The sequence below is a fragment of the Sphingomonas sp. URHD0057 genome (assembly GCF_000620665.1).
GTDB lineage: Bacteria > Pseudomonadota > Alphaproteobacteria > Sphingomonadales > Sphingomonadaceae > Sphingomicrobium.
In genome coordinates, this window is record NZ_JIAU01000006.1 from 174,337 (window position 1) to 199,302 (window position 24,966).

Genomic DNA, 24,966 nt, shown 5'->3' on the forward strand with positions numbered 1-24,966 from the left:
CGGATTACCGGCTTTCGGGCGGGCAAGCCATTGTCGGCGGCGATTCGGGCAACGGCCCGAGCCGCGCGGGACGAGTTAGCGATAGGCCATAGCCCCGCGGGAATCGGTACCCGCCCTGTTGCGGCAGGCAATCGCCCGCCGGCCAGTCGAACGACAGGCGGCCGGTGAAGTCATAGGCGGCACGCCCGTCCGGGGCCGCGAGCAACACGTCGGCAAGGCCCAGGCCCTCGGTGCCCGGAAGGAAGGCGGCGACGAAGGCATCGGAGCGATTCATGAGGTCGTTCGCCGCGACGGGCCGGCCGGAAAAGAGAAGCGTGACCACCGGCACACCCTTGCCGCTGACCCGGTCGAGAGCGGCCAGATCTTCCGGATAGCGGCTGGAGTGGCGCAGCGAGGCCGGGAAGACGATGTCTCCGGCAGTCTCGGCATAGGGCTTCTCGGCGGCGACCATGACGATCCCGCTGTAGCGGCTGACGTCGACGCCGGTGCCATCGGCGCTATAGTCCACATTCGTCGAACCAAGCGATTTGCGCAGCGCCGCTAGCAGGGAGTCGGCATTGGGAAAATCCGATGTCTTGGTATTGTCGCCCTGCCAGGTAAGCGACCATCCGCCGGACTGCATCGGCAGACTGTCCGCGCCCTTCCCGACCACCAGGATGCGGCCGCGCTTCAGCGGAAGCGCGCCATCATTCTTCAGCAGGACGAGCGATTTGCGGACGGCTTCGCGCGCGAGCTCGCGGACCGACGGCGACGACATGACCTCCGCGCCCGGATGCGGTCCAGCGGCGGGCGACCGATCGAACAAGCCGCTACGGAGCTTCACCGCGATGATCCGCGCCGCGGCCTCGTCGATCCGGCTCATCGGGATTCGGCGGGCCTGCACATCCTCGATGGTCCACGCGATGAATTTCTTCCAGTCGTCGGGGACCATGGCGAGGTCGATCCCGGCATTGATCGCCTGCGGGCAATGCCAGTTGGTGCAGCCCGGAACCTGGCCGATGCCGTTCCAGTCGCTCACCACCAACCCCTCGAAACCAAGGCGTCCCCTCAGCACGTCGGTGTTGAGATAGGCGTTGCCGTGCATCTTGCCCCAGGCGCGGCCCGTCGCGGTGTCGGTGAAGCTCGAATAGCTCACCATCACCGTCTGCACGTTGGCGGCGAGCGCGCCGTAATAGCCCGCTGCATGGGTGCGGTAAAGGTTCGCTTCCGTCGTCTGGGTTACGCCCTCGTTCTGGCCGTGAAAGGTGCCCCCGTCGCCGAGCCAATGCTTGGCTGTGGCAAGCACCGACGTTGCCGAGCCGAGCTGGCCTTGAAGACCGGCAACCATCGCTTCAGCATAAGCGCGAACTTCTGCCGGGTCGGAACTGTAGCTTTCGTAGGTCCGGCCCCAGCGCGGGTTCTGCACGACTGCGAGGGTGGGCGCGAAGGCCCAAGTGATACCGGTCGCGCGGATCTGCTCGGCAGTCGCGTGGCCGATTCGCGCCATCAGCGCCGGATCATGCGCCGCGCCAAGACCGATATTATGCGGGAAAAGCGTTGCCCCATAGACATTGTTGTGTCCGTGAACGGCATCGGTGCCCCAGATGACCGGCACCTTCACCGCCATGTCGGTCGACATCGACGCACGGTAATATTCGTCCGACAGCTTGAGCCAGTCGTCGACGCTCCCGTGCATGTTCATGCCCGGCCACGCGCCGCCGCCGTTGAGAATCGATCCGAGATAATATTTGCGCACATCGTCGGGCGTGACCGAGCGGATGTCGGCCTGGGTGATCTGACCGACCTTTTGCTCCAGTGTCATTCCGGCGACGATCTGGCGAGCGCGCGCGTCTATTGTGGCCTCGGACGGCAACGCTATCGGAGCGACAGCTCGCGGCCACAGCGCGGGAGCCGTCTCACACGATGCGAGCGCTGCGCCCAGCGCGCAAACGATCACGCGCGGGCGCATGCCCATCGCCTTTGTCAAAACCAACATTTTACGCAGTCCTAGAAGTGATAGCTCGCGCCGAGCAGCCACGATCGCCCGTATTCCTCGTACACGTTGAGCGTCTGGACCCCGCCGGTGGGGGAGAATTCGCGATAGGGCGAATTGAGGATGTTGCTGACCTGCAGCACAATACCGAGACCGTTGAAACGCGAGCCGGGCTGGAAGGTGTAGCCAATCTGTCCGTCCATTTGATCGTCAGCCCCGATGAATGGGAAGCCCAGGTTGGTGAACAACGAGACGACCTCGCCCTTGAAGGTGGACCGATGCCGGTAGGACAGGCGAGCCTGGACACCATTTTTCTCATAATAGCCTGTGGCGTCGTAGACCCACTTCGAGAAGCCGGGCAGGATCCGATCGGGGAGACTGTCCTGCGCCTCCTTCTTCAGCTTGTAGTCAGTGTAGGACACGCTCCCGGTCGCGCCGAAACCATCGAGCACCCTAGAAAGCCGGCCGAACTCGAACGCGCCACTTACTTCGACGCCGCCGATCCACCCGCCCTGGCCGTTGGCGGGTACGTCGATCTCGCCGATCGGACTGACGATGACGCCTGGCGGAATCTTGGCCAACTCGGTCGCCGGTGGCGTGAAACCTGAGAAGTCGGCCGTCAGCGCCTGGTTATAAATGTAATTGTCCAGCCACATGTAGAACCCGTGGACGGAGAAATAGCTCGCCTTCCCGCCATACCATTCATAGCCAACGTCGAGTTCCTTGGCGCGCCACGGCTCCAACTGTGGGTTGCCGCCACCGGCGGACCACGGGTGAACTTCCTGGCCCGCGACGCACGGCGGCTGCACATTTTGGCAAATTCCGCCATTGAACCCTGGCACGAGATTCGCGCGCATATCGTCCATCCGCGGTCGCGCCATGACCTTGGCCAAGGCGAAGCGGACGCGGTTCTGCCGGTTCAAGTCATAGTAAAGATTCAAGCTCGGCAGGATATCCGTGTACGATGCCCCAGCGCTCACGTCCTGGAGTTGAATTGCCGAGCCATCGCTGGGGGCAAAGATCCGAAGGCCGCTAGATGTTTGCTTCTGCCGGACAACCTGGACGCCGACATTGCCGTGCAACTCGCCAGAATCGATATTCGCCTTGGCCTTGAAGGTCGTGATGCCTTCCTTGATGTCCCATGCCTTGTCGAAATGGTTCGCATCCTCGAGCTGGACGACGTCGTAGTAATTTCCGCTGCCGACCAGCTTGTCGACATCGATCCCGAGTATGCTCAAGTCTCCCGCGAAGCCCAGCGACGTCGGATCGTTCAGGAACTGCGGATCGACCAATACCTGCTGACGATTATTCTTCAGGAACAGGTCTAGCTCGGTGACCGTCTTATCCTTGTGGCGGTGGGTATAATCCACGCCCGCTTCGACGCTGCTGATGAAGTTCCCAAGGGGCGACGCTTCGAAGTCCTGACGGATCGTCGCATCGCCCGACGCCAGCCTCTCGCGGATGTGTGGCGTCTTGATATGTCCTTCGGAGCCATATCCGCCCCAGCCGCCGCGATCGCCAAGCGACACCTTGCTGGCGTCGGCATAGTCGAATTGGCCATTCGACAGGGTGTTGAACCCGTCGAGCGGGATCAGGCGATCGAAACTGTCGAACACGCTCGCCAGGTGAGGACCGACCCCATAACCGCCGAAAATTTCCGTATCCTTATCGACGCGCTTGTTGGACGAATATGACAGGTCAGCGAGCAGATGCGTGCGCTCGGCCAGCCGGAAATCGTTGTTCAGGCCCGCCGAGAACAGATGGTCGGTCCGGTTGACCGCATTCCATCTAAGAATCGGAACGACGTTGTTGACGTGGTCGGCAACGGAGAACGTCAAACCACCCTTGTCCTGGGTTTCGCTAACGTTGAACGTCACGGGATCGCCGTTGAACGGCGTCGTCGAACCTTCCTCGCCCGTCGTGAGCGTCTTCTGTTTGAAACGCGAATAATAGAGATCGAGTATTGAATGGACCGCATCGCTCGGTTTCCATTCGATGGCGCCGGTAACGCCGTCGCGAATGTCGCGCGAATTGCTGGCGCGTATTTCGTCACCCTGCAGGACCTGGATGCCGTCGCCTAGATCGGAATAAAACCAGTTCTTGGTGTGGTTGACGTGGCTTGGCGAGTCGAGATGGGCATAGCTCACCATCCAGCCGAGCGTGCCGTCCTCATTCTGGTCGATGTAGCTGGCGCTGCCCCGCCAGCCGTATTTGGAAAAGTCCTTGTTCCGGCCGCCGCCCTGATCCCATTGCCCGCGCAGGTTCATCGCAACCGCGCGCTTGCCAAATTCGAGCGGGCGAATGGTCCGAAGATCGACCGTGCCGGCAAGTCCCATACCCGAGATACTCGCATCGGGAGTCTTGTAGACCACGACCGAGGCCATGAGCTCTGAAGGATATTGGTCGAACTCGACCGCTCGGTTGAAGCCCGAGCTCGCCTGCTGGCGACCGTTCAGCAGAACCGTCGTGAAGTCGGGCGAGAAGCCGCGGATCGACACAATCTCCGCACGCCCCTTGACGCGCTGTGCGGTGATGCCGGGGAGACGCGCGATCGACTCGGCGATCGAAACGTCGGGCAGCTTGCCGATTTCTTCGGCCGATACGGCCTCGACGGTGCCGCGCTCGCGGCGCTTGATGTTGATCGAATTCTGGAGGCTCCCACGGAAACCGGTAACGACAATCGCGCCGCTATCCGTCGGGGTAGCCGCCGGTTGTTGGGCATTGGGCTCGCCAGGCGTGGTAGCATCCGCCGGTGCCGGTGGCGGCGGCGCAGGCGCGTTCGGATCCGGCTGATCCGTGGTCGCCTGCGCCAATGCTGCCGATGGTAGCCCGAGCACCAGTAATGACGAGCAACAGCCTCCGGCCAAAAGCAAGGCACGGCGCGAGCGCGGCGAGTGGAACAAATTTTCTCTCCCCAGTTCGGCCACGTCCGCCCGAGCATTCACGGCCTCGCTTCCATACCTCTATGGAAGCGCTTCCATTTGGTGCTTGAAAGCCACGCCCCTGTCAAGCGGTCCGGAAAGGATTGGGGGCGGCGGTCGACTCCCGCACGATGAGCTCGTGCTCGACGCATTCGTAATGCGGCGCCGGATCGATCTCGAACAGCAAATGGACCGCGCGCTCGGCGAGAAATTTGATCGGTTGCCGAACCGTCGTCAGCGGCGGCCAGATCACCTCCGACATCGGGGTGTCGTCGAAGCCGGCGACCGACATCGCCGATGGGATTTCGAGGCCGGCGCGGTGAAGCGCCAGCATCGCCCCCGCCGCCATGTCGTCATTGGCGCATGCCAGCGCCGTGACCGATCCCTGCTCCCGCAGCAGCCGCTCCGCCGCCTCGACCCCCGAATGGAAGGTGAAATCGCCCGTCGCGGTCCATGGCTCATGATCGATCCCGGCAGCGCGAAGCGCATCGAGGAAGCCGTCGTAGCGAAGCCCCGCGGACTGGTGGTCCGGAGGTCCTTTGACAAAACCAAAGCGGCGGTGGCCAAGCGCCAGCAGATGGTCGCCAATCGTCCGCCCGGCCGCGCGGTCGTCGATGCCGACGGCCGGAACGATCGAGCGCCCGCGCTCGCCCGCCGAGATGGCGACCATCCGCACCCCGACGCGCTGGGCGCAGGCGAGAAGGTCGAAATCGTCCGACATCGGCGGCGATACGATGATGCCCGCCGGGCTCTCATGCTCGAGAATCGCCGCAAGAAGGCGCGACGGCTGCTGCTCGCCGGCCGGATCGATTGCGCGCGTAACGAGGTCGAAACCCAGCGACGAGCAAGCCCGCAACGCCCCGAGTTCCAGGCCGGCATTGTAAAAGCTGTTCGGCTCGCGCTCGGGGTTGTGCGCGTGGATGAGCATGATCTGCGTGCCCGATCCGCTGGCCAGCGCGCGCGCTTGGCGATTGACCGAATAACCGAGCTCTTCAACCGCGCGGCGAACCCGCTCGCGCGTTTCGGGGCGGACGTTCTGGACGTTGTTGAGAACCCGCGACACGGTGACCCGCGCGACGCGGGCCGCCTTGGCAACGTCGTCGATGGTCGAGTTCCGCCTGCTCATGCGCGTGAGCTTGGCAAGCCTTTCATCCGTTCGCAACGGCTGACGTGCGCGCTTGCCAGCAGCGGAAATGCCTCCTTAAAACGAGCACGAATGGAAGCGCTTTCATTTGCCCTGCCGAGGATGCCGTTCGCGCGAGGTCTTTTGATCTTTCTCGCGCTGTGCGTCCCCGCTTGCGCAGCTTCGGCGCGCCCGGCGCTGATTCCGCTGCCGGCGCAGATTGCCTGGCACGACGGAGCCGTTCGGATCAACGCCGACACGCGCGTTGAAGCCCGCGGCGAAGCCGCGTCGGTTGCAGCCAATCTGTCCAGCCAACTCGGCCTGAAGCAGGGTGCGCGAGGCGGTTCGCGAATCCGGCTTACGCTCGTCCCCGCCAGCGTCGTCGCCAGCCCCGAAGGCTATCGCCTGCGCGCGGCCGGCAAAGACATAGCGATCGAAGCCTCGGATCCGCGTGGCTTGTTCTACGGGGCCCAGACGCTCCTGCAGCTGGTGGAAAAAGGCCCGGGCGGAGAGCGGACCGTCCAGGCTGTGGAGATCGACGATGCTCCGCGCTTCCGCTGGCGGGGGCTGACGGTCGACGTGGCCCGGCACTTCTTCGGCAGGGAAGCGCTCATCAAGATCATCGACGAAATGGGCGCGTACAAGCTCAACGTCCTGAAACTGCATTTGACCGACTATGAGGGGTGGCGGTTCGAAGTCCCCGCCTACCCCAGGCTGACCGGCATCGGCGCGCTGGTCGACGGGCAGCCGCGATATTTCACCGCTGCGGATATCCGCGAGATCGTCGCTTACGCCGCCGACCACCACATCATCGTCGTCCCCGAGATCGAGATGCCGGGCCATGCCGGAGCTGCCGCCCGCGCCTATCCTAAATATTTCAACAAGGAAGGCTCGGCCTTCAATCCAGCGAATCCTGAGACCTACGACTTTGTCCGCAGCATCCTGACCGAGGCCGCCCGGCTGTTCCCGGCGCCCTACATCCACTTCGGCGGCGACGAGGTCGGGGACGAGGTGTGGAACGGGATGGCCGACGTCGAACGCCTCAAGGCCGAGCAGAACTTAAAGTCGACCGACGACGTCGAAGCCTATTTCGGTCGCAGGGTCGTGGCCATCATCGAGAGCCTCGGGAAGCGCCCGATGGCGTGGGACGAGCAGGTCGACGCCAATGCGCCAAAGAGCGTGGTGATCCAATGGTGGCGGCGGGACAAGCCGGAGGTCCGGGATGCAGCGGTCAGGAACGGCTACGACCTCGTCGCGTCGCCCGCCGACCAGCTTTATTTCGATTATCCCCAGGGGCCGGGCGAGCCCGGCGCTCCGTGGGAAGGAAACAAGGGCGGCCCGCAGTCCATCGGCAAAATGCTCGCCTGGGAACCGGTGCCGGATGGTTTCACCCCGGATGAGCAGGCGCACGTGATCGGCATCGAGGCGGCGGTGTGGACCGAATTCATCGCGACCGAGCGCTATCTCCAGTTCATGACCTTCCCGCGCGTGCTCGCGCTCGCGGAAATCGCGTGGCGGCCGAAGGGCCCCCGCGACGAAAGGGAATTTTCGGACCGGCTGGCCCCGCACATCGACGCCTTGCGCGCAAAAGGGATCAACGCCCGCCGGGGCGAAGGGGACGCCTATGAGTTCATCACCAACTGAAACGCTCGCGCCCATTGCGGAGCGGGCGGCGACGACCCCGAAGCAATTCCGCGCGGGGATCGTGGCTGGCGGCCAACCGGCCGTGCTGCGCGAGATCGCGCGCGACTGGCCGCTGGTCATCGCCGCGCGAGAGGGCGCGGACGAAGCCATGTCGCTGCTCGAGGCGAGCGCGAGCGCATCCGAGGCCAACGTCCTTCGAGCCGATCCGGCGCTGGAAGGCCGGTTCCACTATGCAAAACACGATTACTCGATGAACTTCATCCGCGGGCAGGGAAATGTTGCCGGGATCCTCGCGGGGCTCCGTGAGCAGGAGAAGAGCTATCGGCCGTTTGCGATTGCAGCGCAGGGCCTGGATGCAGAACGCTTCTTCCCCGGATTCGCCGCGGCACACCCGATGCCGTTGGTGCCTCCCGAGGCCGCGCCGCGCGTGTGGATCGGCAATGCCGCGAAGGTCGCAACCCACCACGATCCGATCGACAATGTGGCGGTGGTCGCTGCGGGCCGGCGGCGCTTCACGCTGTTCCCGCCGGAGGCCGAGCCGAACCTCTACAGGGCCGAACCATCCGACCCCCGCCGGGGCGGCGATCAGCATGGTGCACGTGACGGCGCCCGACCTCGATCGATTCCCGCGCTTCGCTTCGGCGCTGGAGGTCGCGCAAGTGGCGGAGCTTTCGCCGGGCGACGCAATCTTCATTCCTCGCGACTGGTTTCACCACGTCGAGGCGCTCGATCGTTTCAACGTGCTCGTGAACTATTGGTGGGACGCGCGCGAGGACTCCGCGCCGGCGCGGGAAGGAAGGTCATGAAAAAGGGGATCGCGGTGCTGCTGCCGGTGGCATTGTTGCTCGGCATGCCCGGCCAAGCGGCGCAGCCCACCCCTCCGGACCGGCCGTGGCTCAATCGGGACCTGCCGCCGGAGGCGCGAGCGCGCGCCGCCGTCGCCGCGATGACTCTCGACGAGAAACTGAGGCTGGTGTTCGGCTTTTCCGACCAGGCGCTGACCGAGGTCGCCAAGGTTCCCGACGACGTGGTTTCGCCCGAGCTGAAGACCTATGTCGTAGGCCACCTGGTCAAGGGATCGGCGGGCTTCGTCCCCGGCGTTCCCCGCCTCGGAATTCCCGATCAGACCCAGACCGATGCGTCGATGGGCGTGCGCAACAGCTTCATCCCAAGCACCGCTTTGCCGTCTTCGCTCGCCACCGCCGCAAGCTTCGATCCGGCGGTGCCGAGGGCGGGCGGCGCGATGATCGGCGCCGAAGCGCGCGCGACGGGTCACAACACCATGCTGTCCGGCGGGATCAACCTCGCCCGCGAACCGCGCAACGGCCGCAACTTCGAATATGCCGGCGAAGACCCGCTGCTCGCCGGCACGATGGTCGGCGCGCTCATCAACGGCATCCAGTCCAACCGGATCATCTCGACGATCAAACATTATGCCGTGAACGACCAGGAGACGCTGCGCACCTCGCTCGACGTCACGATCTCTGCCGCGGCCATGCGGCAGTCGGACCTGCTCGCCTTCGAGCTCGCGATCGAGAATAGCTCCCCCGGATCGGTGATGTGCTCCTACAATTTGATCAACGGCCGTTGGGGCTGCGAGAACGACTATCTGCTGAACACGGTGCTGAAGCACGATTGGGCCTACAAGGGCTTCGTCATGAGCGACTGGGGCGCGGTCCATTCGACCGTCGGCGCGGCGAACGGCGGGCTCGACCAATTCACCGGCTTCTGCTGCAAGGACGACAAGCCGTGGTTCGCGCCGCCGGCGATAAAGGCGGCGCTGCAATCGGGGGCGATTTCGCAAACGCGGCTCGATGACATGGTTGAGCGGATACTGTGGGCATTGTTTGCCAAGGGCCCGGTCGACGACCCGGTGAAGCCTATGCCGATCGACTACGCGGCCAACGCCGCGGTTTCGCAAAAGGCGGCGGAAGAGTCGCTGGTGCTGCTCAAGAACGACGGCGACCTGCTGCCTTTGCGCGGCGTCAAATCGATCGCGGTGATCGGCGGCAACGCCGACAAGGGCGTGCTCGCCGGCGCCGGATCGTCAGATGTGACCCCGGTCGGTGGCGCGGTGATGATCGACACCCACACCTACCTGCCGTCGCCGCCGCTCGACGCGCTGAAGCGCGAGTTGCCACGGGCGCGAATATCGTTCGATCCGGGCACCGACCTCGCGTCCGCCGCGGCGCTGGCTGCGCGGTCGGACGTCGTCATCGTCGTCGTCACCCGCCACAACAGCGAAGGGTCGGAGGCCAGCCTCGAGATGGTGGGCAACCAGGATGCGCTCGTCGCCGCAGTGGCAAAGGCCAACCCGAAGACCATCGTCGTCGCTGAAACGGGGGGTGCGATCTACATGCCGTGGGTCGGCCAGGTGCCGGCGATCCTCGAGGCCTTCTATCCGGGCATCCGCGGCGGCGACGCGATCGCGCGGATCCTCACCGGCAAGGTCAATCCATCCGGCCATCTGCCGATCAGCTTCCCCGCCTCACCCGGCCAGCTCGCGCGGCCGGAGATCGCCGGGCTCGGCCAGCCCGACGGGACGCCGGCCGAAGTGCTCTACGATGAAGGCGCCGCGATCGGCTACAAATGGTACGACGTGAAGCGCTACAAGCCACTATTCGCCTTCGGACGGGGGCTAAGTTACACGCGCTTCGCCTTGTCGGACCTGAGAGCGCAACCCGACGGCAAGGGGATCAAGGTCAGCTTCTCGATCCGCAATGTCGGCAAGCACGCCGGCAAGGGCGTCGCCCAGGTCTATGTTGCGCCCGCGGATTGGGTGAAGGCTGGCTGGGAGGCGCCCAAGCGACTTGGTGCGTTCGCAAAGGCGTCGTTGAAGCCGGGCAAGGCGACCCAGGTCGACCTGATGATCGATCCGCGCCTGCTCGGCACCTATGAAGCTGCGGGCAACAATTGGCACAGGAAGCCCGGAACATATCGAGTTCTGCTCGGGCAATCGTCCGATGATCAGATGCGAACGGCCGACATAGATCTGCCTGACAATCTTTGGAGCGCGTCCAAACAATAGGCGGCGGTTGGTGGTGGCGGGAGGGCAATCGGAACTCTATGGATACAATCATGCGAAGCCTTCTGCTGCTGGGACTCACCGTACTCGTTGGATGCAGCCGCCCGGTTGTCCCTCCTGGCGCCGATCTCGCGCAAACGCTCGCCGGCCGCGTTGCAGGTCCGCCGCAGAGCTGCGTGTCGACCCAGTCCGCGAGCAACCTGCGCGCGATCGACGCGGCAACGCTCGGCTACGGCTCTGGGTCGACAGTCTACGTCAACCGGCTTGGCGGCCCCTGCCCTGGACTCAGGGAGCTGAGCACGATCATCGTCGAGGTCCATGGCGGCCGCTATTGCCGCGGCGATCATTTTCGCGCGGTCGAATTGACCGGAGGCATCCCCGGACCGGTCTGCATCCTTGGCGACTGGGTGCCGTACCGAAAGCCGTAGCTCGATAATGCCAATGAATGCGCTCCGTCGGGTCATCAGAGGCGGAGTGCGCCTCATTGCGGCTGTCGGCCTCGGGCTTGCCTCGTGCGGACCCGCAGCAGCGTCTCATCTCGTCACTGGCAACGGATTCGGGTTCGCGGTCGTCGCGCCCGAGATTGGCGTGGCGACCAAATTCTATGCTCACCCGCATAGCTTCACCGTGCCCGACCCGGCCAATCCGCTGAGCGAAGGGATCGAGACGGCCAACTTCATCAAGGCGCTCGGCTACGGCCAGGCCGGGCAACGGCGCACCACCGACTATGTCGACGACACGCACGTCATCCGAATGCGTTCCGCCTCCGGCAACGCGGATTATTTCATGCCGTTCGGCCTTGCGCGCCCGGCGCTGATCATCAGCCTTGAAGCAGCGACGCCGTGGCGCGTCGAATGGAACCGGCCGATAAGGTCACAGCGTCGGCTGGCGTCCGGGACGATGCTGCTGCGTTTCGAGGGAATCGATGAACCGCTGCTGCTGGTCCCGCTGGCCGCGACGCGCAGTGCGCCAGCGAACCAGCAGCTGGCTGCCAGCTCTGCGTGGGCATTGATTGCACTCAAGGATGAAAGCGAAGCCGCTGCCGCCATTCGCGAGGTCGGTCGCTGGCGCGCAAACCTGTCCACTCGGGTCCTGGTCAAACGTGAGCTCGCGCAGTTCGAGCGGTGGCGGGCAAACCCGTCCGTAAGGTTCGTGAACGACAAGGAGCGCCATTTGTGGCGGCAGAGCGAGACGATGCTGCGCATCGCCCAAAGCCGCGAGCCGAACCGGCCGGGCCGCTATGGCAACGGCCTGATCGTCGCCGCCTTGCCCGATGTCTATGCGACGCCCTGGGTCCGCGACATGGCCTGGGCCACGGTGGCGTTGGCGAGGATGGGTCACCGCGCGGAGGCACGCGCCGCTTTGCTCGCGTATTTCAATGCACGCCCAACCGGCAAAATGCGCGCCGAGGTCCATGGCGCCGACTATCAGGTCTCGGTCGTGCGTTACTTCGGCAACGGCGAGGAGGAGCCTTTCTTCACCCAGGAGGGCGCGACCAACATCGAATATGACGACTGGGGCGAAGTCCTGTGGGTGCTCGGCGAGTATCTGCGCAGGTACGATGACCCGGCACTGCTGGAGACCGCGACCTATCGCGGACGGCTGTACGAAAGCGCGCGCGATTTCATCGTCCGGCCGCTCCTGGCCAACACCGAGCCCTATGGCGGGGGGCGGATCGTCGCCGCGGATACCTCGATCTGGGAGGAGCGGCAGAAGGACAGGAAGCACTTCGCCTTCTCCACCGCTTTGGCGATCGTCGGGCTGCACAATTTCGCCGAGGTCGCGCAGCGCGCCGGCGACCAGGCGGCAAGAAACAATGCGCTCGCCCAGGCAGCGCTGCTCGAGACGGGCTTTGCCGCCGCCTTCATCCGCGACGGCAAGCTTCGCGGAACGCTCGAGGACGGCGTGAAGAACGACATCGACGGCGCGTTGCTGCCGATCATCAATTTCGGCGTGGTGCGCGACGCGAACGTGATCCGCGACACGGTGGATCGGATGGAATTGCTGAAGGTCGCGTCAGGCGGCTACCGCCGCGTTCGAAGCACCTACACCGATCCGAAAATCTTCGAATATTGGTACGAGCGCCAAGAGTTCCTGTTCGTCGACCTGCACCTGGCGCAGCTGTACCACGCGCTCGGCCGCAAGAGCGACGCCGACGCGATGCTGCAGCGGATCGTGAACAAGGCCGCGGCCGACCATAACATCATCCCGGAAATGTATGTCGCCGTCCCCTGCGCGCTGTTTCCCGGCAAGATCGGCGATCCCACGGGGGCGTTGCCGATGGTCGGGTACGGCGCAGGTGCGTACGTTCTGCACCTGCTCGATCGGTAACCCTCAACTCACTATCATATATCAGAAGTCGGAACCCGCGCGCGTGCGGGAAACTTTCGCATGGCTATGGCCGTTTTGGTCAAGCGGGCGGTTGTCGGCGTGCGCGGAGTTTTAATGCGGCGAATCCTGGTTGGGGTCATCGCGGTCGTCATTCTCATTGCAGCGGTCGCTGCGGTGATCTGGACCCGCAAGCGGACCGCGACCGACGCGGACGAAGTTGCCCCCCCGGTAAACGCTGCCAAGGCCATCCCTGCCCCTTCGGCGTCACCCCCCGATGACGGCAATTGGGCGATGCCGGGCAAGGATTATGCGGCGACGCGGTTCAGCGGCCTGCATCAAATCACGCCGGCGAACATCGGCGCGCTGAAGGTCGAATTCACTGTTTCGACGGGCACCACCGAGGGCTTCGAAGCGCCGCCGCTGGTGGTCGACAACACCATGTACGTGGTGACGCCGTGGCCCAACAATATCTTCGCACTCGACCTCACCAAGCCGGGTGCGCCGGCGAAATGGGTGTACAAGCCCAACCCGGCCGCCGCCGCCAAGGGCGTCGCCTGCTGCGGGCCGGTCAATCGCGGCGCCTCCTACTGGAACGGGCGGCTGTTCCTGAACCTGCTCGACGGCAACACGGTCGCGGTTGATGCCGCGACCGGTAAGGAAGTCTGGCGGACCAAGCTCGGCGACATCCAGAAGGGCGAGACCATCACCATGGCGCCGCTCGTCGCCGAGGGTAAGGTCCTGGTCGGCAATTCGGGCGGGGAGATGGGCGTCCGCGGCTGGCTCGCCGCGCTCGATGCCGGCACCGGCAAGCTCGCGTGGAAGGCGTACAGCACAGGACCCGACAAGGACGTGCTGATCGGGTCCGGTTTCCGTGCGCCCTACGCGCAGGACCAGGGCCGCGACCTCGGTGTCAAAAGCTGGCCTCCGGACTATTGGAAGATCGGCGGCGGAACGGTGTGGGGCTGGCTCAGCTACGACCCGCAGCTCAAGACCATTTATTACGGGACGTCGAACCCGGGTCCGTGGAATGCCGAGCAGCGGCCGGGCGACAACAAATGGACCGCCGGGGTCTTCGCGCGCGATATCGGCACCGGCCAGGCGCGCTGGTTCTATCAAAGCACGCCGCATGACGTTTACGACCACGACGACATCAACGAGATCCTGCTGGTCGACTATCCGATTGGCGGCGGCCGGCGGATCCCGGCGCTGATCAGGCCGAGCCGGAACGGATTCTTCTACGTGCAGGATCGCCGCACCGGCCGCGTCCTGTCGGCCAGGCCGTACAGCTTCCTCAACGTCTATAAGGGCGTCGACTTGAAGACGGGCCGGATCATTCCCACGCTCGGCATGGAACCGGCGCATGGCCGCGCGGTCCGCAACATTTGCCCCGCCGCGCCGGGCGCCAAGGACTGGAACCCGTCGGCGTTCAGCCCGGTCACCGGCCTCGTCTATATCCCGCACCTCAACCTGTGCATGGACATGGGCGTCAAGAACGCCAACTACATCGCAGGCACCCCCTTCGTCGGCGCCGACGTGAAGATGTACGCCGGTCCCGGCGGCAATCGCGGCGTGTTCACCGCGTGGGACCCAGTCGCCCAGCGCAAGGTCTTCGAGATAAAGGAGGACCTGCCGCTGTGGAGCCCGGCCCTCGCAACGGCTGGCGGACTTGTCTTCTACGGCACCATGGACGGCTGGTTCAAAGCGATCGACGCGCGCACCGGCAAGCTGTTGTGGCAGTTCAAGACGGGCAGCGGAATCATCGGCCAGCCGATCAGCTACCGCGGGCCCGACGGGCGGCAGTATATCGCGGTCCCATCGGGCGTCGGCGGCTGGGCCGGCGCGATTGTGTCGGCGAAGCTCGACGCTCGTGATCCCACTGGAGCACTCGGTTTCAACAACGCCGTGAAAGACTTGCCGAAACGCGTTTCGGCAGGCGGAATGGTCTATGTGTTCGCGCTTCCGAAATAGCTTCGCCGCCATCGCGGCGCTCGCGCTGCTCGCCGGCTGCGATCGCGAGAACAGCGATCCGCGCGGCAAGCCGTTCGGCGAGACCGTGCCGAGCGCGAGCCCCGACACGGTGTTCCCGGGCGGTGGCAAGCCCGGCCCGCTCGATCCGCGGGCGGCGGCCTATGAGCGCAATGCCTTTGCCTTGTCCCAAGGGCAGCAGCTGTTCGGAGCGATGAACTGCGCCGGCTGTCACGCCCACGGCGGCGGCGGGATGGGCCCGGCGCTGATGGACGCCGAATGGCGTTACGGCGGTCGCATCGACCAGATCGCGACGAGCATCGCGCAGGGCCGGCCCAACGGCATGCCGGCGTGGGGCGGCAAGCTCACCGATCAGCAGATCTGGCAGTTGGCGGCTTACGTCCGAAGCCTGTCCGGCCAGGAGCCCAAGGACGCGGTCAGTGCCCGCGCCGACGAGCTGAGCAATACGCCGCCCCAAACGCAGACCAAGCGGGAGCCGGTCCTGCCATCGGATTCCGCGCAGCAATGACCCGCCGGGGGCTCAGCGTCGGCGGCGTCCTCGCGCCGTGCCTGATGGGCTGCTCCGGAATCCAGACCGCGCTCGGCGGGTCGGGCGCGGACGATGCGAGCTTCGTCCGCCTGTTCGCGATTTTCCTTGGCGTGTGCGCGGTGATGTACGTGTTGGTGATCGCCGCTCTGGGCGGAGCGCTCGCCAACCGCCGCGGGCTCCGGACGGTGGACAACGGGGCCCATCACGAGAGCGCGCCGTGGCTGCGCTCGGCGCTGATCGGGTGGATCGTGTTGATCGGGCTCGGCCTGATCGGACTGACCCTGGCGAGCTTCTTCGCCGACCGTTCGGCGGCCGCGCGCGCCAAGACCGCTCAGTTCACGGTCAAGATCGTCGCCAATCAATGGTGGTGGGACGTCATCTACATGACCCCTGACGTCTCTCAGATCGTCCACACCGCGAACGAACTTCACCTGCCCGTCGGCGTCGAAGCCGAGGTCCAGCTGGAATCGAACGACGTCATCCACAGCTTCTGGGTGCCGAACCTCGCCGGCAAGCAGGACCTGATTCCGGGGCGGATGACCGACATCCAGCTGCTTCCCCAGAAGATCGGCCTCTACCGCGCGCAATGCGCCGAGTTCTGCGGGATCCAGCACGCCAACATGGCGCTGGTCGTCACCGTCGAAAGCAAGCCCGACTTCCTGCGCTGGATGGCGCAGCAGCGACGCCCGGCGTTCGCACCGACAACGCCGCTCGAGCTAGCCGGCTACCGCTACTTCACAACCCGCGAGTGCAGCAGCTGCCACAATGTCGCGGGGACTCCGGCCAGCGGCCAGATCGGGCCCGATCTGACCCATCTCGCGAGCCGCCGCACGCTCGCCGCGGGCGCGCTGCCGATGAGCTCCGGCAATCTCTACGGCTGGGTTGCCGACCCGCAATCGCAGAAGCCCGGAAACAAGATGCCGACGATCGGGCTCGCGCCGAACGACCTGCACGCCGTCGTCGCTTATCTCGAGAGGCTGAAGTGAGCCGCCCCGCCAAGAAGCATCCGCGCGAAGTTCACGATGGGCCGAAGCTCACCGGCGCAGAGCTCGAGGCCCGTCTCACGGCGACCTGGGCTCGCCCCAAGGGCGTGATCGGCTGGCTCGCGACCGTCGACCACAAGGAGATCGGCCGCCGCTACATCGTCACCGCCCTCGCCTTCCTCGCTGCCGCCGGGCTGCTCGCCTTGCATATGCGGCTGCAGCTGATGCTGCCCGACAACGACCTGATGACTCCGGGTGAGTTCAACGAAGCCTTCACGATGCACGGAACGACGATGATGTTCCTGTTCGCGGTGCCGGTGATGCAGGGCGTGCAGATCTATCTGACGCCGATCATGGTCGGAACGCGGGCGATCGCGTTCCCGCGGCTGACCGCGTTCAGCTATTACATGTATTTGTTCGGCGGCCTGTTCCTGTGGGCCGCGCATTTCCTCCACTTCGGGCCGGACAACGGCTGGTTCAATTATGTGCCTTTGTCCGGCCCGCAATACGGCATCGGCAAGCGCTCGGACGCCTGGGCGCAGACCATCACCTTCACGGAGATCGCCGGGCTCGCGGTCGCGGTGACGCTGGTCGCGACGATCCTCAAGCAGCGGGCGCCGGGCATGACCCTGGCGCGGATGCCGATCTTCGTCTGGGCGACGCTGGTGACCTCGCTGATGGTCATCTTCTCGATGCCGTCGGTGGCCCTCGTCTCAGGCCTGCTGCTGTCCGACCGGCTCGTGGGCACGCAATTCTTCAACCCGGCCGAGCACGGCGACCCGCTGCTGTACCAGCACCTGTTCTGGTTCTTCGGCCACCCGGAGGTCTACATCATCTTCCTGCCCGCGACGGGCTTCGTCAGCGAAATCGTCTCGACCTTCTCGCGCCGTTCGATCTTCGGCTATCCGATCGTCGTCCTGTCGCTCGTCGCAACCGGGATCCTCGCCTTCGGCCTGTGGGTCCACCACATGTTCGCGACCGGCCTGCCGCGCGTCGGCTACAGCTTCTACACCGCGGCGAGCATGTCAGTGTCGATCCCCACGGGGCTGCAGATCTTCTGCTGGATCGCGACCATCTGGGAAGGCAGACCGCGACTGCAGGTCCCAATGCTTTACGTCATCGCATTCATCATCACCTTCGTCATCGGCGGGCTAAGCGGCGTGATGATTGCCGCCGTGCCGCTCGATCTCCAGGTCCACGACACCTACTTCATCGTCGCCCACTTCCATTATGTGCTGATCGGCGGCTCGGTCTTCCCGCTGCTCGGCGCGATTACGTACTGGTACCCGAAATTCACCGGGCGCCTGATGTCGGAGCGGTTGGGCAAGATCTCTTTCTGGACCATCTTCCTCGGCTTCCAGCTGGCCTTTTTCCCGATGCACATCGCGGGGCTGATGGGCATGCCGCGCCGGGTCTACACCTACCCGGCCGGCATGGGCCTGGAGCTGCCGAACATGCTGTCGACGATCGGGTCCGGGGTCGTTGCGATCGCCGTTTTGCTGTTCGTGATCAACATGGCGGTGTCGTTCTGGAACGGCCTGCGCGCCGGGCCCGACCCGTGGGATGCGCCATCGCTCGAATGGGCGACCGCGTCGCCGCCGCCGTGGTACAATTTCGCGCATATCCCGGTGGTCGACAGCCGGACTCCGCTGTGGGACGCGGGCGACAGCTTGCCCGTGGTTCACGGATTGCGCGTCGACGATCGCGAATTGCTGCTGACGACGGTTGTTTCCGCGGCCCCCGACCTGCGCGAGCCTAGCGCGACGCCGAGCATATGGCCGTTCGTTTCCGCGGTCGCTGTGGCTGTTTCGTTCATCGGCTCCGTCTTCAGTCCTTGGGCGCTGGTGTTCGGGGTTGTTCCGGTGGGCATCGCGCTGACCGCCTGGTTCTGGCCGAAAACGCCTGAGCCGTCTGCGGAGCCGATGATCACATGAACCGCCCGCCCGCCTTCAGCGAGGACGTCTCCGGCCTCCCAGATCACGCCTTCAGCTATCGCAGCCTGACCTGGTGGGGCGTGATCGACTTCATGATCATCGAGGGCCTGTTCTTCGCCCTTATGATCGCGGCTTACTTCTTCCTGATGAGCCACGAACAGCATTGGGCACCGGAACCGATCGACCCGCCGGGCCTGGTCGCCGGCAGCCTGTTCACTCTCGTCATGCTGTTGAGCGAAATTCCCAACACGATGGTCAAGCGCGCCGCGACGGAAATGGACATCGTTAAGGTCCGCCGCCTGCTATTATTGATGTCCGCGATCGGCGGAGCGTTGCTCGTCATTCGCGGCTTCGAGTTCAATTCGCTGCATGTGCTGTGGTATTCGAACGCCTACGGCTCGGTCCTGTGGGGCCTGCTCGTCCTGCATACGACCCACGTCGCCACCGACCTCGGCGACACGATCGTACTCGCGTTCCTCATGCGCACGGCCCACGGCGAGACCCCGCGCCGGTTCATCGATACCGACGAGAACGCGCTTTACTGGCGCTTCGTCTGGATAAGCTGGCTCCCGATCTACGCGCTCATTTACTGGGTGCCGAGGCTGTTCCGATGAAACGGTCGAGCGAGTTCGCCGACCTGATACTGCCCTGGGCCGGGCTGATTACCGGCGTCGTGTCGGCCGGGTTCGCGCACCAGTTCGGCTCGGAAGGCGTGTTCGACCGGTGCATGTCGTTCAGCCCCGGCCCAGTGCTCATTGTCTCGGTCATTACGATTGCGGCGACCGTCGCCGGCGCATTTGTTTCCTGGGGCGTGCTGCGCAAGGATTCGGAAACGCCGGCGCGCAAGGTCGTGGCAGCAATCTCGGTCGGCGCCTCGGCGCTGTTCGTCCTCGCGATGATCCTGCCGATGATCGCGGCCGTGGTGATCCCGCCATGCTTCGAATGATCCGTCCGCTGCTAGCCATAGTGGCGCTGGCCGTGGCCACCGCAGCGTCGGCGCACGGCGGTGAGCACGGCGAGCACGTCGGCTGGACCTTCGACCCGTGGGTGACGGTCCCGCTCGCCGTGCTTCTGCTGGTATTTCTAGTCGGCCGCGAGCGGCTTGGCCGGCGGTCGACCAAGTCCCCGCCGGGGCCGTGGGCCTTCCTAGGCGGCTGGACCGTCCTCACCTTGTCGTTGGTCTCGCCCCTGCACCAAGGCGGTGAGCAAAGCTTCACCCTGCACATGATCGAGCATGAGCTGATCATGCTCGTTGCCACACTCCTGCTCGCCGCATCGCATTCCGGCGGTATTTTGGCCTGGGGACTGCCCGCTCCCGCACGCCGCTGGCTCGGCGGCAGCTGGAAGGCGCCGCTCTCGACCCTCTGGCGCCGCCTCACCGATCCGATCACCGCGACCGTCGTGCAATCGATCGTGATGTGGGCGTGGCACGCGCCGGCGCTGTTCGATCGGGCGCTCGACAGCCGCGGCTGGCACATCGCGCAGCATATGAGCTTCATCATCGCCTCGCTGCTGTTCTGGTCGGCGATGCTCAATCCGCGGCGCGGCGGCTATTTGCTGTCGGCCGCCTGCCTGTTCGTGACATCGCTCGTCGAAGGCGCGCTCGGGGCGCTGATGGCGCTGTCGCAGAGCCCCTGGTACGCCGCTTATGCGGCGATGGGCATGAGCGGCATCGGCGTCGACCCGACCACCGATCAGCAGCTGGCCGGCCTGGTGATGTGGATTCCCGGCGGCGCGGTGCATGGCGCGGCGGCGGTATGGCTTCTCTATCGGTGGTTGAGCAGCGAGGGCGGCCGTGCCGTACGTTTCCGCTAGAGCCAGCTCCGTGGCACTCCTCGTCGTCGCGGCCGCGATCTTCGCGGCGGGCTTCTTGTACAACAAGGTCGACGATCGCCGCGATCTACGCGCGCACGCCGCGGCGACCGTCGACGGCGACCCCTCGCGCGGCGAGGCGATGTTCATCGACTATGGCTGCGGCTCCTGTCACAGGTTGAGCCATGTCCGCAAAGCAAGCGGGATGGTTGGGCCGACCCTCGACGGCATTGCCGAGCGCGCGATCGTCGCCGGCAAGCTGAACAATTCGCCGGAAAATCTGCAACGGTGGATTCGCGACCCGCAGGCGGTGACCCCGGGAACGGCGATGCCCGACCTCAACGTCGGGGCGCGCGACGCCCGCGACATCTCGGCCTTCCTCTACACGCGGACCGGGTAGCTGCTCACCAGATGTCGTTGATCGTTGCGGCGACCGTCAACAGGCTGGTCAGCACGACCGCGACCAGCGCCCACGTCGCCCAGCTGGGCCACAGAAGGTCGCTGGACGGATGTTTCATGCGTGTTCAAACGCGAACCGGCGCCGATCGTTTCAGCTAGGCGATCCATCGGAGATGACGACAGCGTCGTCGCCGATCCGGCGGACCTGCTCCCACGGCACGCGTCGGCCCCCGGTCCGCCCGGTCCACCGCTCGAGAAAGCTCGCCGGTCCGCACATCAGGGCGGTCACTCGGCCAGCGTCGCAGTGCACTTCGTGGACGTGGCCGAACGTCTTGCCGTCGGGCGAGCGCACGATTTTGTCGCGAAGGTCGGACAGGCGCATCAATATGCTCCCTTGCGGGGGATCCAGCGTGCGGCGCGCTCCTCGCTCCTCGAGAGGCCCAGCTCCTTCGCGGGAACCTTGAGCTGCACCGCCGGGCCGATCGTGCGGATGGCTCCGAACGGGACCTTGGTGAGGCGATCCCCGGCGACGAAACGGACCACTCCGGCCGCCCAGCCCGGCAGTCGGCCGGCATAAGCGCCGGGCCCGACCAGCAGCGCGGTCAGCTTCGCCGCCTTTCCGCTAAGCTCGACATCATCGACGATCCCGCAATACTTCCCGTCGCTGTCGATCAGCGGGAGGTCGAGCAGCTCGCTGACCAGCTTGATCCGGCCGTCGGGCTTCATCCGTTCCCTCCGGACGTCAGGAAGTAGAGGGGCAAGGCGGCCAACGCCGCGATCGTCACGATCCAGAAATAGAGCCAGCCCAGCGTCTTTGCGACGGCGCCGTTGGCATGCTGGCCCATGACCTTGCGGTCGCCCGACAGCAGCAGCAGCGGCAAATAGGTCAGTGGCAGCACCAGGATCGAGAAGAGCACGGCGAACTCGACCAGGGTCATCACATCCACGCCCGTCAGCACGATTCCGAGCGCGAGGACGAACAGCGCGATCCACGTGACGGTGAAGCGGGGCGCCTCCCACGGCTTCTTGTGGCGGCCCCATTTCCAGCCGAAGAACTGGGCGATGGAGTAGGCGTTGGCGAGGCACGTCTCGACCGCCGCCCCGGCGATGGCGAAGAACATTCCAAGGAGCGCCAGGATCAGGCCCCATTTGCCGAACGGGATCGCGGCCTCAAGCGCTGCGCTTCCCGGGATCGCGGGATCGACATTGGCCGGGCCGAACAGCTGCGCAGAATTGGCGAGGATCGAGATCGCGAGGAGCGAGCCGAGGCCCATGCCGACGATGCTCGTTACGCGGTTGGTCAGGAGGTCCTTGGGCGACCATTGCTCCTCGATCCCGCCGGACGAATAGAAATAGACCTCGTACGGAAACATCACGGCGCTGATGATCGCCACGGTGAAATAGGCGAAGGTCAGCAGCTCCTTCGTGCTGAGGCCCTGCGGCACCTGCGGCACGAAGCCCTTGGCGATCTGATCCCACGGTGGATGGATCGCCACCAGCGCGACCGCGAACACGATCATGAACAGGCCGAGGAGGCCGTAGCTTCGTTCGATCCATTTGAACGGCAACACCCAGATCGAGACGATCAGCGCGAGCGTCAGCCCGGCGGCCGCCACCAGATATGGCGCGCCCGTCAGGTAATTGAGCACCAGCGCGATGCCGCCGATCTCCGCCGCGCAGGTAATGAGGTTGCTGATCGCCGAAGCCGCGAGAACGATCAGGCCAAGCTTCAGTCCGAGACGGTGCCGCATGAGGTTGAACACCGGCTGCTTGGCCACCGCCGCCACGCGCCCGCTGATCTCCGAGAAGGTCATGATCCCCACCGTGGAGAAGGCGAACACCCAGATCAGCGCATAGCCGAACGTCGACCCGGCCCGGGCGGCGAAGACGAGCTCGCTGATGTCGACGAAACCGCCGACGGCAGTCATGATCCCCAGCGTCAGCTCAAGTGGATTCAAGGCCGTCCTCGATCCGCTTCAGCGCTTCGCTGTGCGAGCGTAGTTGCTGCGGCGATGCGTCCGCCGGCTCGGCGAGGAGCAACTGCATCTCGGCTCCGTAGGCCGAGTTCGGCTCGGTCAACGATGAAGCAGCGGTTTGCAGATTGTCGTGCAGCCAATAATGCATCGACCGCGCGTACTTCGGCGTCACTCGGCGGGCCTGCGCCTGCTCGTTGATCAGCGCCCATTCCGCGCCGATCGACCGCGCTTGCTTGATATATTGAAGGTCGGCGGACCGGCCCGACGAGCAACCCGCGACGAAGAGCAGAAAACCGAGCCAGACGGGCCGCATGGAGCCACAACTTCAGCGAGAAGATGGCGTTCCGTTCGAAGCGTGAGCGCCGGAGTGAACTAGCCCCGCTCGCCCGGCGCTGAGGGCGGCGGCGGCGCGCTCTGGGTCAGCCGCGGGGCCTTTCCGGGGATCGCCCTGCGCGGCGGCTTGGCCGTGCGCGCCGGCGTTTTTGCCAATCGCGGCGAACCCTTCACCAGCTTCGCCGGAACCGGGCGCAAGACGGTGTTGCGGATGCAATTGTCGAAGCCGGCCCAATCGACGCGCAACCGCTGCCTCCCCGCGTTGCGGTTGCACATTTGCAACCGCCACAGCGGCGGCTGCGTCTGCCTCACATATTTGAGCGAGCGCTTCATCGCCTTGGTCTGCGACTTGATGCATTGCTGCTGCCACTGGCAATTGATGCCGATGTTCAGTGTTACCAGATCGCCCAGCGGCGGCCGCGCAGCCGCTGGTGCGGACGCAAGCGCGGCGCACAATCCAACGATTCCAAAAGGAAGCCCCCACCTCATCGCGCCTATCGATGCCATTGCGCGAGACAATGGGCAAGTTTGGCAAGCACCGGATCAACCACGCTTGGTGTATTAATCGTAAATTGTTGTTTTTACGATAAATTGCACGTGAATTCGGGTGAACCGAGCAACCTTGTCGGCAAACCGTCGCGCTGTTGGTTGCTTTTTTACCTTTAGTTGCCACTGTCCTGGTTTAGTTTGCGTATTTTGGGAGGGTTTTCATGCGCTTAGCTAAGTTGGCGACCATCGTCGCGATGGCGGGCCTGCCGGCGTTTTCGGGCGCGATGGCAGCCGCTCCGCTCGCAAAAATCGAGCGGTGGGGGAATATCTACACGAGGAACGCTTGCACCCAGGCCCCCACAACGGGTCAGGCGCGTTGCTTCTCCAAGGTCGTGACCGATTCCCAGGGGGTCATCCGGCCCGGCAAAACTCAGGCTCAGCTGCTTCTGCCGCGCGCCGTTCCGCAGGGCTTTGGCCCCGCCGACCTGCGCAGCGCCTATAAGGTCACGGGCAGCGGCAGCTCCGGCTACACCATCGCGATTGTCGACGCCTATGGCTATGCGAACGCCGAGAAGGACCTGGCGACCTATCGCGCGCAATATGGACTGCCCGCCTGCACCACCGCGAACGGCTGCTTCAAGAAGGTCAACCAGAGCGGCTTGACCAGCAGCTATCCCCGCGGCGACACGGGTTGGGCGCAGGAGCAGGCGCTCGACCTCGACATGGCGAGCGCGATGTGCCCGAACTGCAAGATCCTGCTCGTCCAGAGCAAGGACAGCTATCTCAACAACCTCGCCGCAGCGGTGAACATGGCTTATCGCCTCGGCGCCAAGGCCATTTCCAACAGCTATGGCGGCGGCGAGACCGGCACCGCGAGCTACGAGACCGCATACAACCATCCCGGCGTCGCGATCACCGTCAGCTCGGGCGACTATGGCTATGGCGTGCAATTCCCGGCCTCCTCGCCGCACGTGACAGCGGTCGGCGGCACGAGCCTCAGCCGCTCGTCGACAACCCGCGGCTGGAACGAAACCGTGTGGAACGGCGCCGGCAGCGGCTGCAGCAAGGTCTATGCGAAGCCGACCTGGCAGAAGGACGCGCTGTGCGCACGCCGCACGGTCGCCGACGTCTCGGCAGTCGCCAATCCGAGCACCGGCGTGGCCGTCTATGGGCCGACATCCTCAACCACCAGCGGCTGGATGATCTTCGGCGGCACCAGCGTTGCCGCCCCGGTGATCGCTGGCATCTACGGCGTCAACGGAACTGCCGACGCAACCAACGCCAGTCTGTATGGCTCGACGTTCCACTTCGACGTCACCAGCGGCAGCAACGGCAGCTGCGGCGGAACGTATCTGTGCACCGGCGCGGTCGGCTATGACGGCCCGACCGGCCTCGGCACACCGAACGGCGCCAGCGCTTACTGACGCACTTGATCAAGAATGGTGCGGGCGTCGTTACGGCGCCCGCACTTGCTTTTTGGGGCAATCCCGGTTTCGTTGAACTGATTTG

The 24,966-nt window shown here is 65.0% G+C and carries 21 protein-coding genes and 1 pseudogene; 14 read left to right on the forward strand and 8 right to left on the reverse strand.

Annotated features, from left to right (window positions below):
• Positions 1–4 precede the first annotated feature (4 nt).
• From N539_RS0104805 to N539_RS0104815, 3 genes are all read right to left on the reverse strand, one after another.
• Entirely contained in the window at positions 5–1,801 is a 1,797-nt protein-coding gene (locus tag N539_RS0104805) for a glycoside hydrolase family 3 protein (protein ID WP_197018342.1), read from the reverse strand.
• A 185-nt stretch (positions 1,802–1,986) separates the two neighbouring features.
• Complete coding sequence (locus N539_RS15485) at positions 1,987–4,809, reverse strand: TonB-dependent receptor (RefSeq protein WP_231462884.1); 2,823 nt, start codon at positions 4,807–4,809, stop codon at positions 1,987–1,989.
• A 169-nt stretch (positions 4,810–4,978) separates the two neighbouring features.
• Positions 4,979–6,019 carry a LacI family DNA-binding transcriptional regulator gene (locus N539_RS0104815; protein ID WP_028969352.1) on the reverse strand — a complete coding sequence of 347 codons (1,041 nt, stop codon included), beginning with the start codon at positions 6,017–6,019 and terminating at the stop codon, positions 4,979–4,981.
• A 90-nt stretch (positions 6,020–6,109) separates the two neighbouring features.
• Between N539_RS0104815 and N539_RS0104820 the strand changes: the two genes are divergently transcribed.
• From N539_RS0104820 to N539_RS18110, 13 genes and pseudogenes are all read left to right on the forward strand, one after another.
• Positions 6,110–7,660 (forward strand): beta-N-acetylhexosaminidase, encoded by a 1,551-nt coding sequence (locus N539_RS0104820; protein ID WP_028969353.1) that lies wholly within the window; start codon positions 6,110–6,112, stop codon positions 7,658–7,660.
• Positions 7,641–8,466: pseudogene (locus N539_RS19160) on the forward strand (cupin-like domain-containing protein). Before N539_RS0104820 ends, N539_RS19160 begins: the two are co-directional and overlap by 20 nt.
• A gap of 44 nt (positions 8,467–8,510) precedes the next feature.
• The gene (locus tag N539_RS0104825) at positions 8,511–10,688 is read left to right on the forward strand and encodes a beta-glucosidase family protein (RefSeq protein ID WP_051531506.1); all 2,178 of its coding nucleotides are present in this window, start codon (positions 8,511–8,513) and stop codon (positions 10,686–10,688) included.
• A 50-nt stretch (positions 10,689–10,738) separates the two neighbouring features.
• A complete protein-coding gene (locus N539_RS0104830) occupies positions 10,739–11,113 on the forward strand; it encodes a hypothetical protein (RefSeq protein ID WP_156029763.1) in 375 nt (124 codons plus the stop codon).
• Positions 11,114–11,126: 13 nt separating this feature from the next.
• Positions 11,127–13,016: a glycoside hydrolase family 15 protein gene (locus tag N539_RS0104835; protein ID WP_051531398.1), complete on the forward strand. Its 1,890-nt coding sequence runs from the start codon at positions 11,127–11,129 to the stop codon at positions 13,014–13,016.
• Positions 13,017–13,076: 60 nt separating this feature from the next.
• A complete protein-coding gene (locus N539_RS0104840) occupies positions 13,077–14,984 on the forward strand; it encodes a PQQ-dependent dehydrogenase, methanol/ethanol family (RefSeq protein WP_231462886.1) in 1,908 nt (635 codons plus the stop codon).
• Positions 14,962–15,510 carry a c-type cytochrome gene (locus N539_RS15490; protein WP_037552132.1) on the forward strand — a complete coding sequence of 183 codons (549 nt, stop codon included), beginning with the start codon at positions 14,962–14,964 and terminating at the stop codon, positions 15,508–15,510. Before N539_RS0104840 ends, N539_RS15490 begins: the two co-directional genes overlap by 23 nt.
• Positions 15,507–16,517, forward strand: a complete 1,011-nt coding sequence (locus tag N539_RS0104850; protein ID WP_028969358.1) for a cytochrome c oxidase subunit II — start codon at positions 15,507–15,509, stop codon at positions 16,515–16,517. Before N539_RS15490 ends, N539_RS0104850 begins: the two co-directional genes overlap by 4 nt.
• Positions 16,514–18,448, forward strand: a complete 1,935-nt coding sequence (gene ctaD / locus N539_RS0104855; protein ID WP_028969359.1) for a cytochrome c oxidase subunit I — start codon at positions 16,514–16,516, stop codon at positions 18,446–18,448. Before N539_RS0104850 ends, ctaD begins: the two co-directional genes overlap by 4 nt.
• Positions 18,445–19,062, forward strand: coding sequence for a cytochrome c oxidase subunit 3 (locus N539_RS0104860; protein ID WP_028969360.1), 618 nt, complete (start codon positions 18,445–18,447; stop codon positions 19,060–19,062). The genes ctaD and N539_RS0104860 overlap by 4 nt, the downstream gene beginning before the upstream one ends.
• Positions 19,059–19,394, forward strand: coding sequence for a hypothetical protein (locus N539_RS0104865; protein ID WP_028969361.1), 336 nt, complete (start codon positions 19,059–19,061; stop codon positions 19,392–19,394). Before N539_RS0104860 ends, N539_RS0104865 begins: the two co-directional genes overlap by 4 nt.
• A 32-nt stretch (positions 19,395–19,426) precedes the next feature.
• Complete coding sequence (locus tag N539_RS0104870; protein WP_197018344.1) at positions 19,427–20,263, forward strand: cytochrome c oxidase assembly protein; 837 nt, start codon at positions 19,427–19,429, stop codon at positions 20,261–20,263.
• A gap of 10 nt (positions 20,264–20,273) precedes the next feature.
• Positions 20,274–20,660: a c-type cytochrome gene (locus tag N539_RS18110; RefSeq protein ID WP_028969363.1), complete on the forward strand. Its 387-nt coding sequence runs from the start codon at positions 20,274–20,276 to the stop codon at positions 20,658–20,660.
• 150 nt (positions 20,661–20,810) lie between these two features.
• Here the strand turns inward: N539_RS18110 and N539_RS0104885 are convergent, their stop codons facing one another.
• From N539_RS0104885 to N539_RS0104905, 5 genes are read right to left on the reverse strand one after another with little or no spacing between them, the layout of a single operon-like run.
• Positions 20,811–21,041 (reverse strand): PRC-barrel domain-containing protein, encoded by a 231-nt coding sequence (locus N539_RS0104885; protein WP_028969364.1) that lies wholly within the window; start codon positions 21,039–21,041, stop codon positions 20,811–20,813.
• Positions 21,041–21,385 (reverse strand): PRC-barrel domain-containing protein, encoded by a 345-nt coding sequence (locus N539_RS15495; RefSeq protein ID WP_037552135.1) that lies wholly within the window; start codon positions 21,383–21,385, stop codon positions 21,041–21,043. The genes N539_RS0104885 and N539_RS15495 overlap by 1 nt, the downstream gene beginning before the upstream one ends.
• Entirely contained in the window at positions 21,382–22,587 is a 1,206-nt protein-coding gene (locus N539_RS0104895) for an NRAMP family divalent metal transporter (protein WP_037552137.1), read from the reverse strand. Before N539_RS0104895 ends, N539_RS15495 begins: the two co-directional genes overlap by 4 nt.
• A 16-nt stretch (positions 22,588–22,603) precedes the next feature.
• A complete protein-coding gene (locus N539_RS0104900) occupies positions 22,604–22,948 on the reverse strand; it encodes a hypothetical protein (RefSeq protein WP_028969366.1) in 345 nt (114 codons plus the stop codon).
• Between the two features lie 59 nt (positions 22,949–23,007).
• A complete protein-coding gene (locus N539_RS0104905; protein WP_028969367.1) occupies positions 23,008–23,457 on the reverse strand; it encodes a hypothetical protein in 450 nt (149 codons plus the stop codon).
• A gap of 221 nt (positions 23,458–23,678) precedes the next feature.
• Between N539_RS0104905 and N539_RS0104910 the strand changes: the two genes are divergently transcribed.
• Positions 23,679–24,881: a S53 family peptidase gene (locus N539_RS0104910; protein ID WP_028969368.1), complete on the forward strand. Its 1,203-nt coding sequence runs from the start codon at positions 23,679–23,681 to the stop codon at positions 24,879–24,881.
• The last annotated feature ends 85 nt before the right edge of the window (positions 24,882–24,966 follow it).

What these genes read in the sequence shown, in the direction of transcription:
- N539_RS15495 (WP_037552135.1), bottom strand. Translation starts at nt 21,385, where the DNA reads ATGAAGCCCGACGGCCGGATCAAGCTGGTCAGCGAGCTGCTCGACCTC.
- N539_RS0104815 (WP_028969352.1), bottom strand. Translation starts at nt 6,019, where the DNA reads ATGAGCAGGCGGAACTCGACCATCGACGACGTTGCCAAGGCGGCCCGC.
- N539_RS0104895 (WP_037552137.1), bottom strand. Translation starts at nt 22,587, where the DNA reads ATGACTGCCGTCGGCGGTTTCGTCGACATCAGCGAGCTCGTCTTCGCC.
- N539_RS0104830 (WP_156029763.1), top strand. Translation starts at nt 10,739, where the DNA reads ATGCGAAGCCTTCTGCTGCTGGGACTCACCGTACTCGTTGGATGCAGC.
- N539_RS0104840 (WP_231462886.1), top strand. Translation starts at nt 13,077, where the DNA reads ATGGCTATGGCCGTTTTGGTCAAGCGGGCGGTTGTCGGCGTGCGCGGA.
- N539_RS0104885 (WP_028969364.1), bottom strand. Translation starts at nt 21,041, where the DNA reads ATGCGCCTGTCCGACCTTCGCGACAAAATCGTGCGCTCGCCCGACGGC.
- N539_RS15490 (WP_037552132.1), top strand. Translation starts at nt 14,962, where the DNA reads ATGTGTTCGCGCTTCCGAAATAGCTTCGCCGCCATCGCGGCGCTCGCG.
- N539_RS0104905 (WP_028969367.1), bottom strand. Translation starts at nt 23,457, where the DNA reads ATGAGGTGGGGGCTTCCTTTTGGAATCGTTGGATTGTGCGCCGCGCTT.
- N539_RS0104835 (WP_051531398.1), top strand. Translation starts at nt 11,127, where the DNA reads ATGAATGCGCTCCGTCGGGTCATCAGAGGCGGAGTGCGCCTCATTGCG.
- N539_RS0104820 (WP_028969353.1), top strand. Translation starts at nt 6,110, where the DNA reads ATGGAAGCGCTTTCATTTGCCCTGCCGAGGATGCCGTTCGCGCGAGGT.
- N539_RS0104805 (WP_197018342.1), bottom strand. Translation starts at nt 1,801, where the DNA reads ATGACACTGGAGCAAAAGGTCGGTCAGATCACCCAGGCCGACATCCGC.
- N539_RS0104865 (WP_028969361.1), top strand. Translation starts at nt 19,059, where the DNA reads ATGAAACGGTCGAGCGAGTTCGCCGACCTGATACTGCCCTGGGCCGGG.
- N539_RS0104910 (WP_028969368.1), top strand. Translation starts at nt 23,679, where the DNA reads ATGCGCTTAGCTAAGTTGGCGACCATCGTCGCGATGGCGGGCCTGCCG.
- N539_RS0104850 (WP_028969358.1), top strand. Translation starts at nt 15,507, where the DNA reads ATGACCCGCCGGGGGCTCAGCGTCGGCGGCGTCCTCGCGCCGTGCCTG.
- N539_RS0104900 (WP_028969366.1), bottom strand. Translation starts at nt 22,948, where the DNA reads ATGCGGCCCGTCTGGCTCGGTTTTCTGCTCTTCGTCGCGGGTTGCTCG.
- N539_RS0104860 (WP_028969360.1), top strand. Translation starts at nt 18,445, where the DNA reads ATGAACCGCCCGCCCGCCTTCAGCGAGGACGTCTCCGGCCTCCCAGAT.
- N539_RS0104825 (WP_051531506.1), top strand. Translation starts at nt 8,511, where the DNA reads ATGCCCGGCCAAGCGGCGCAGCCCACCCCTCCGGACCGGCCGTGGCTC.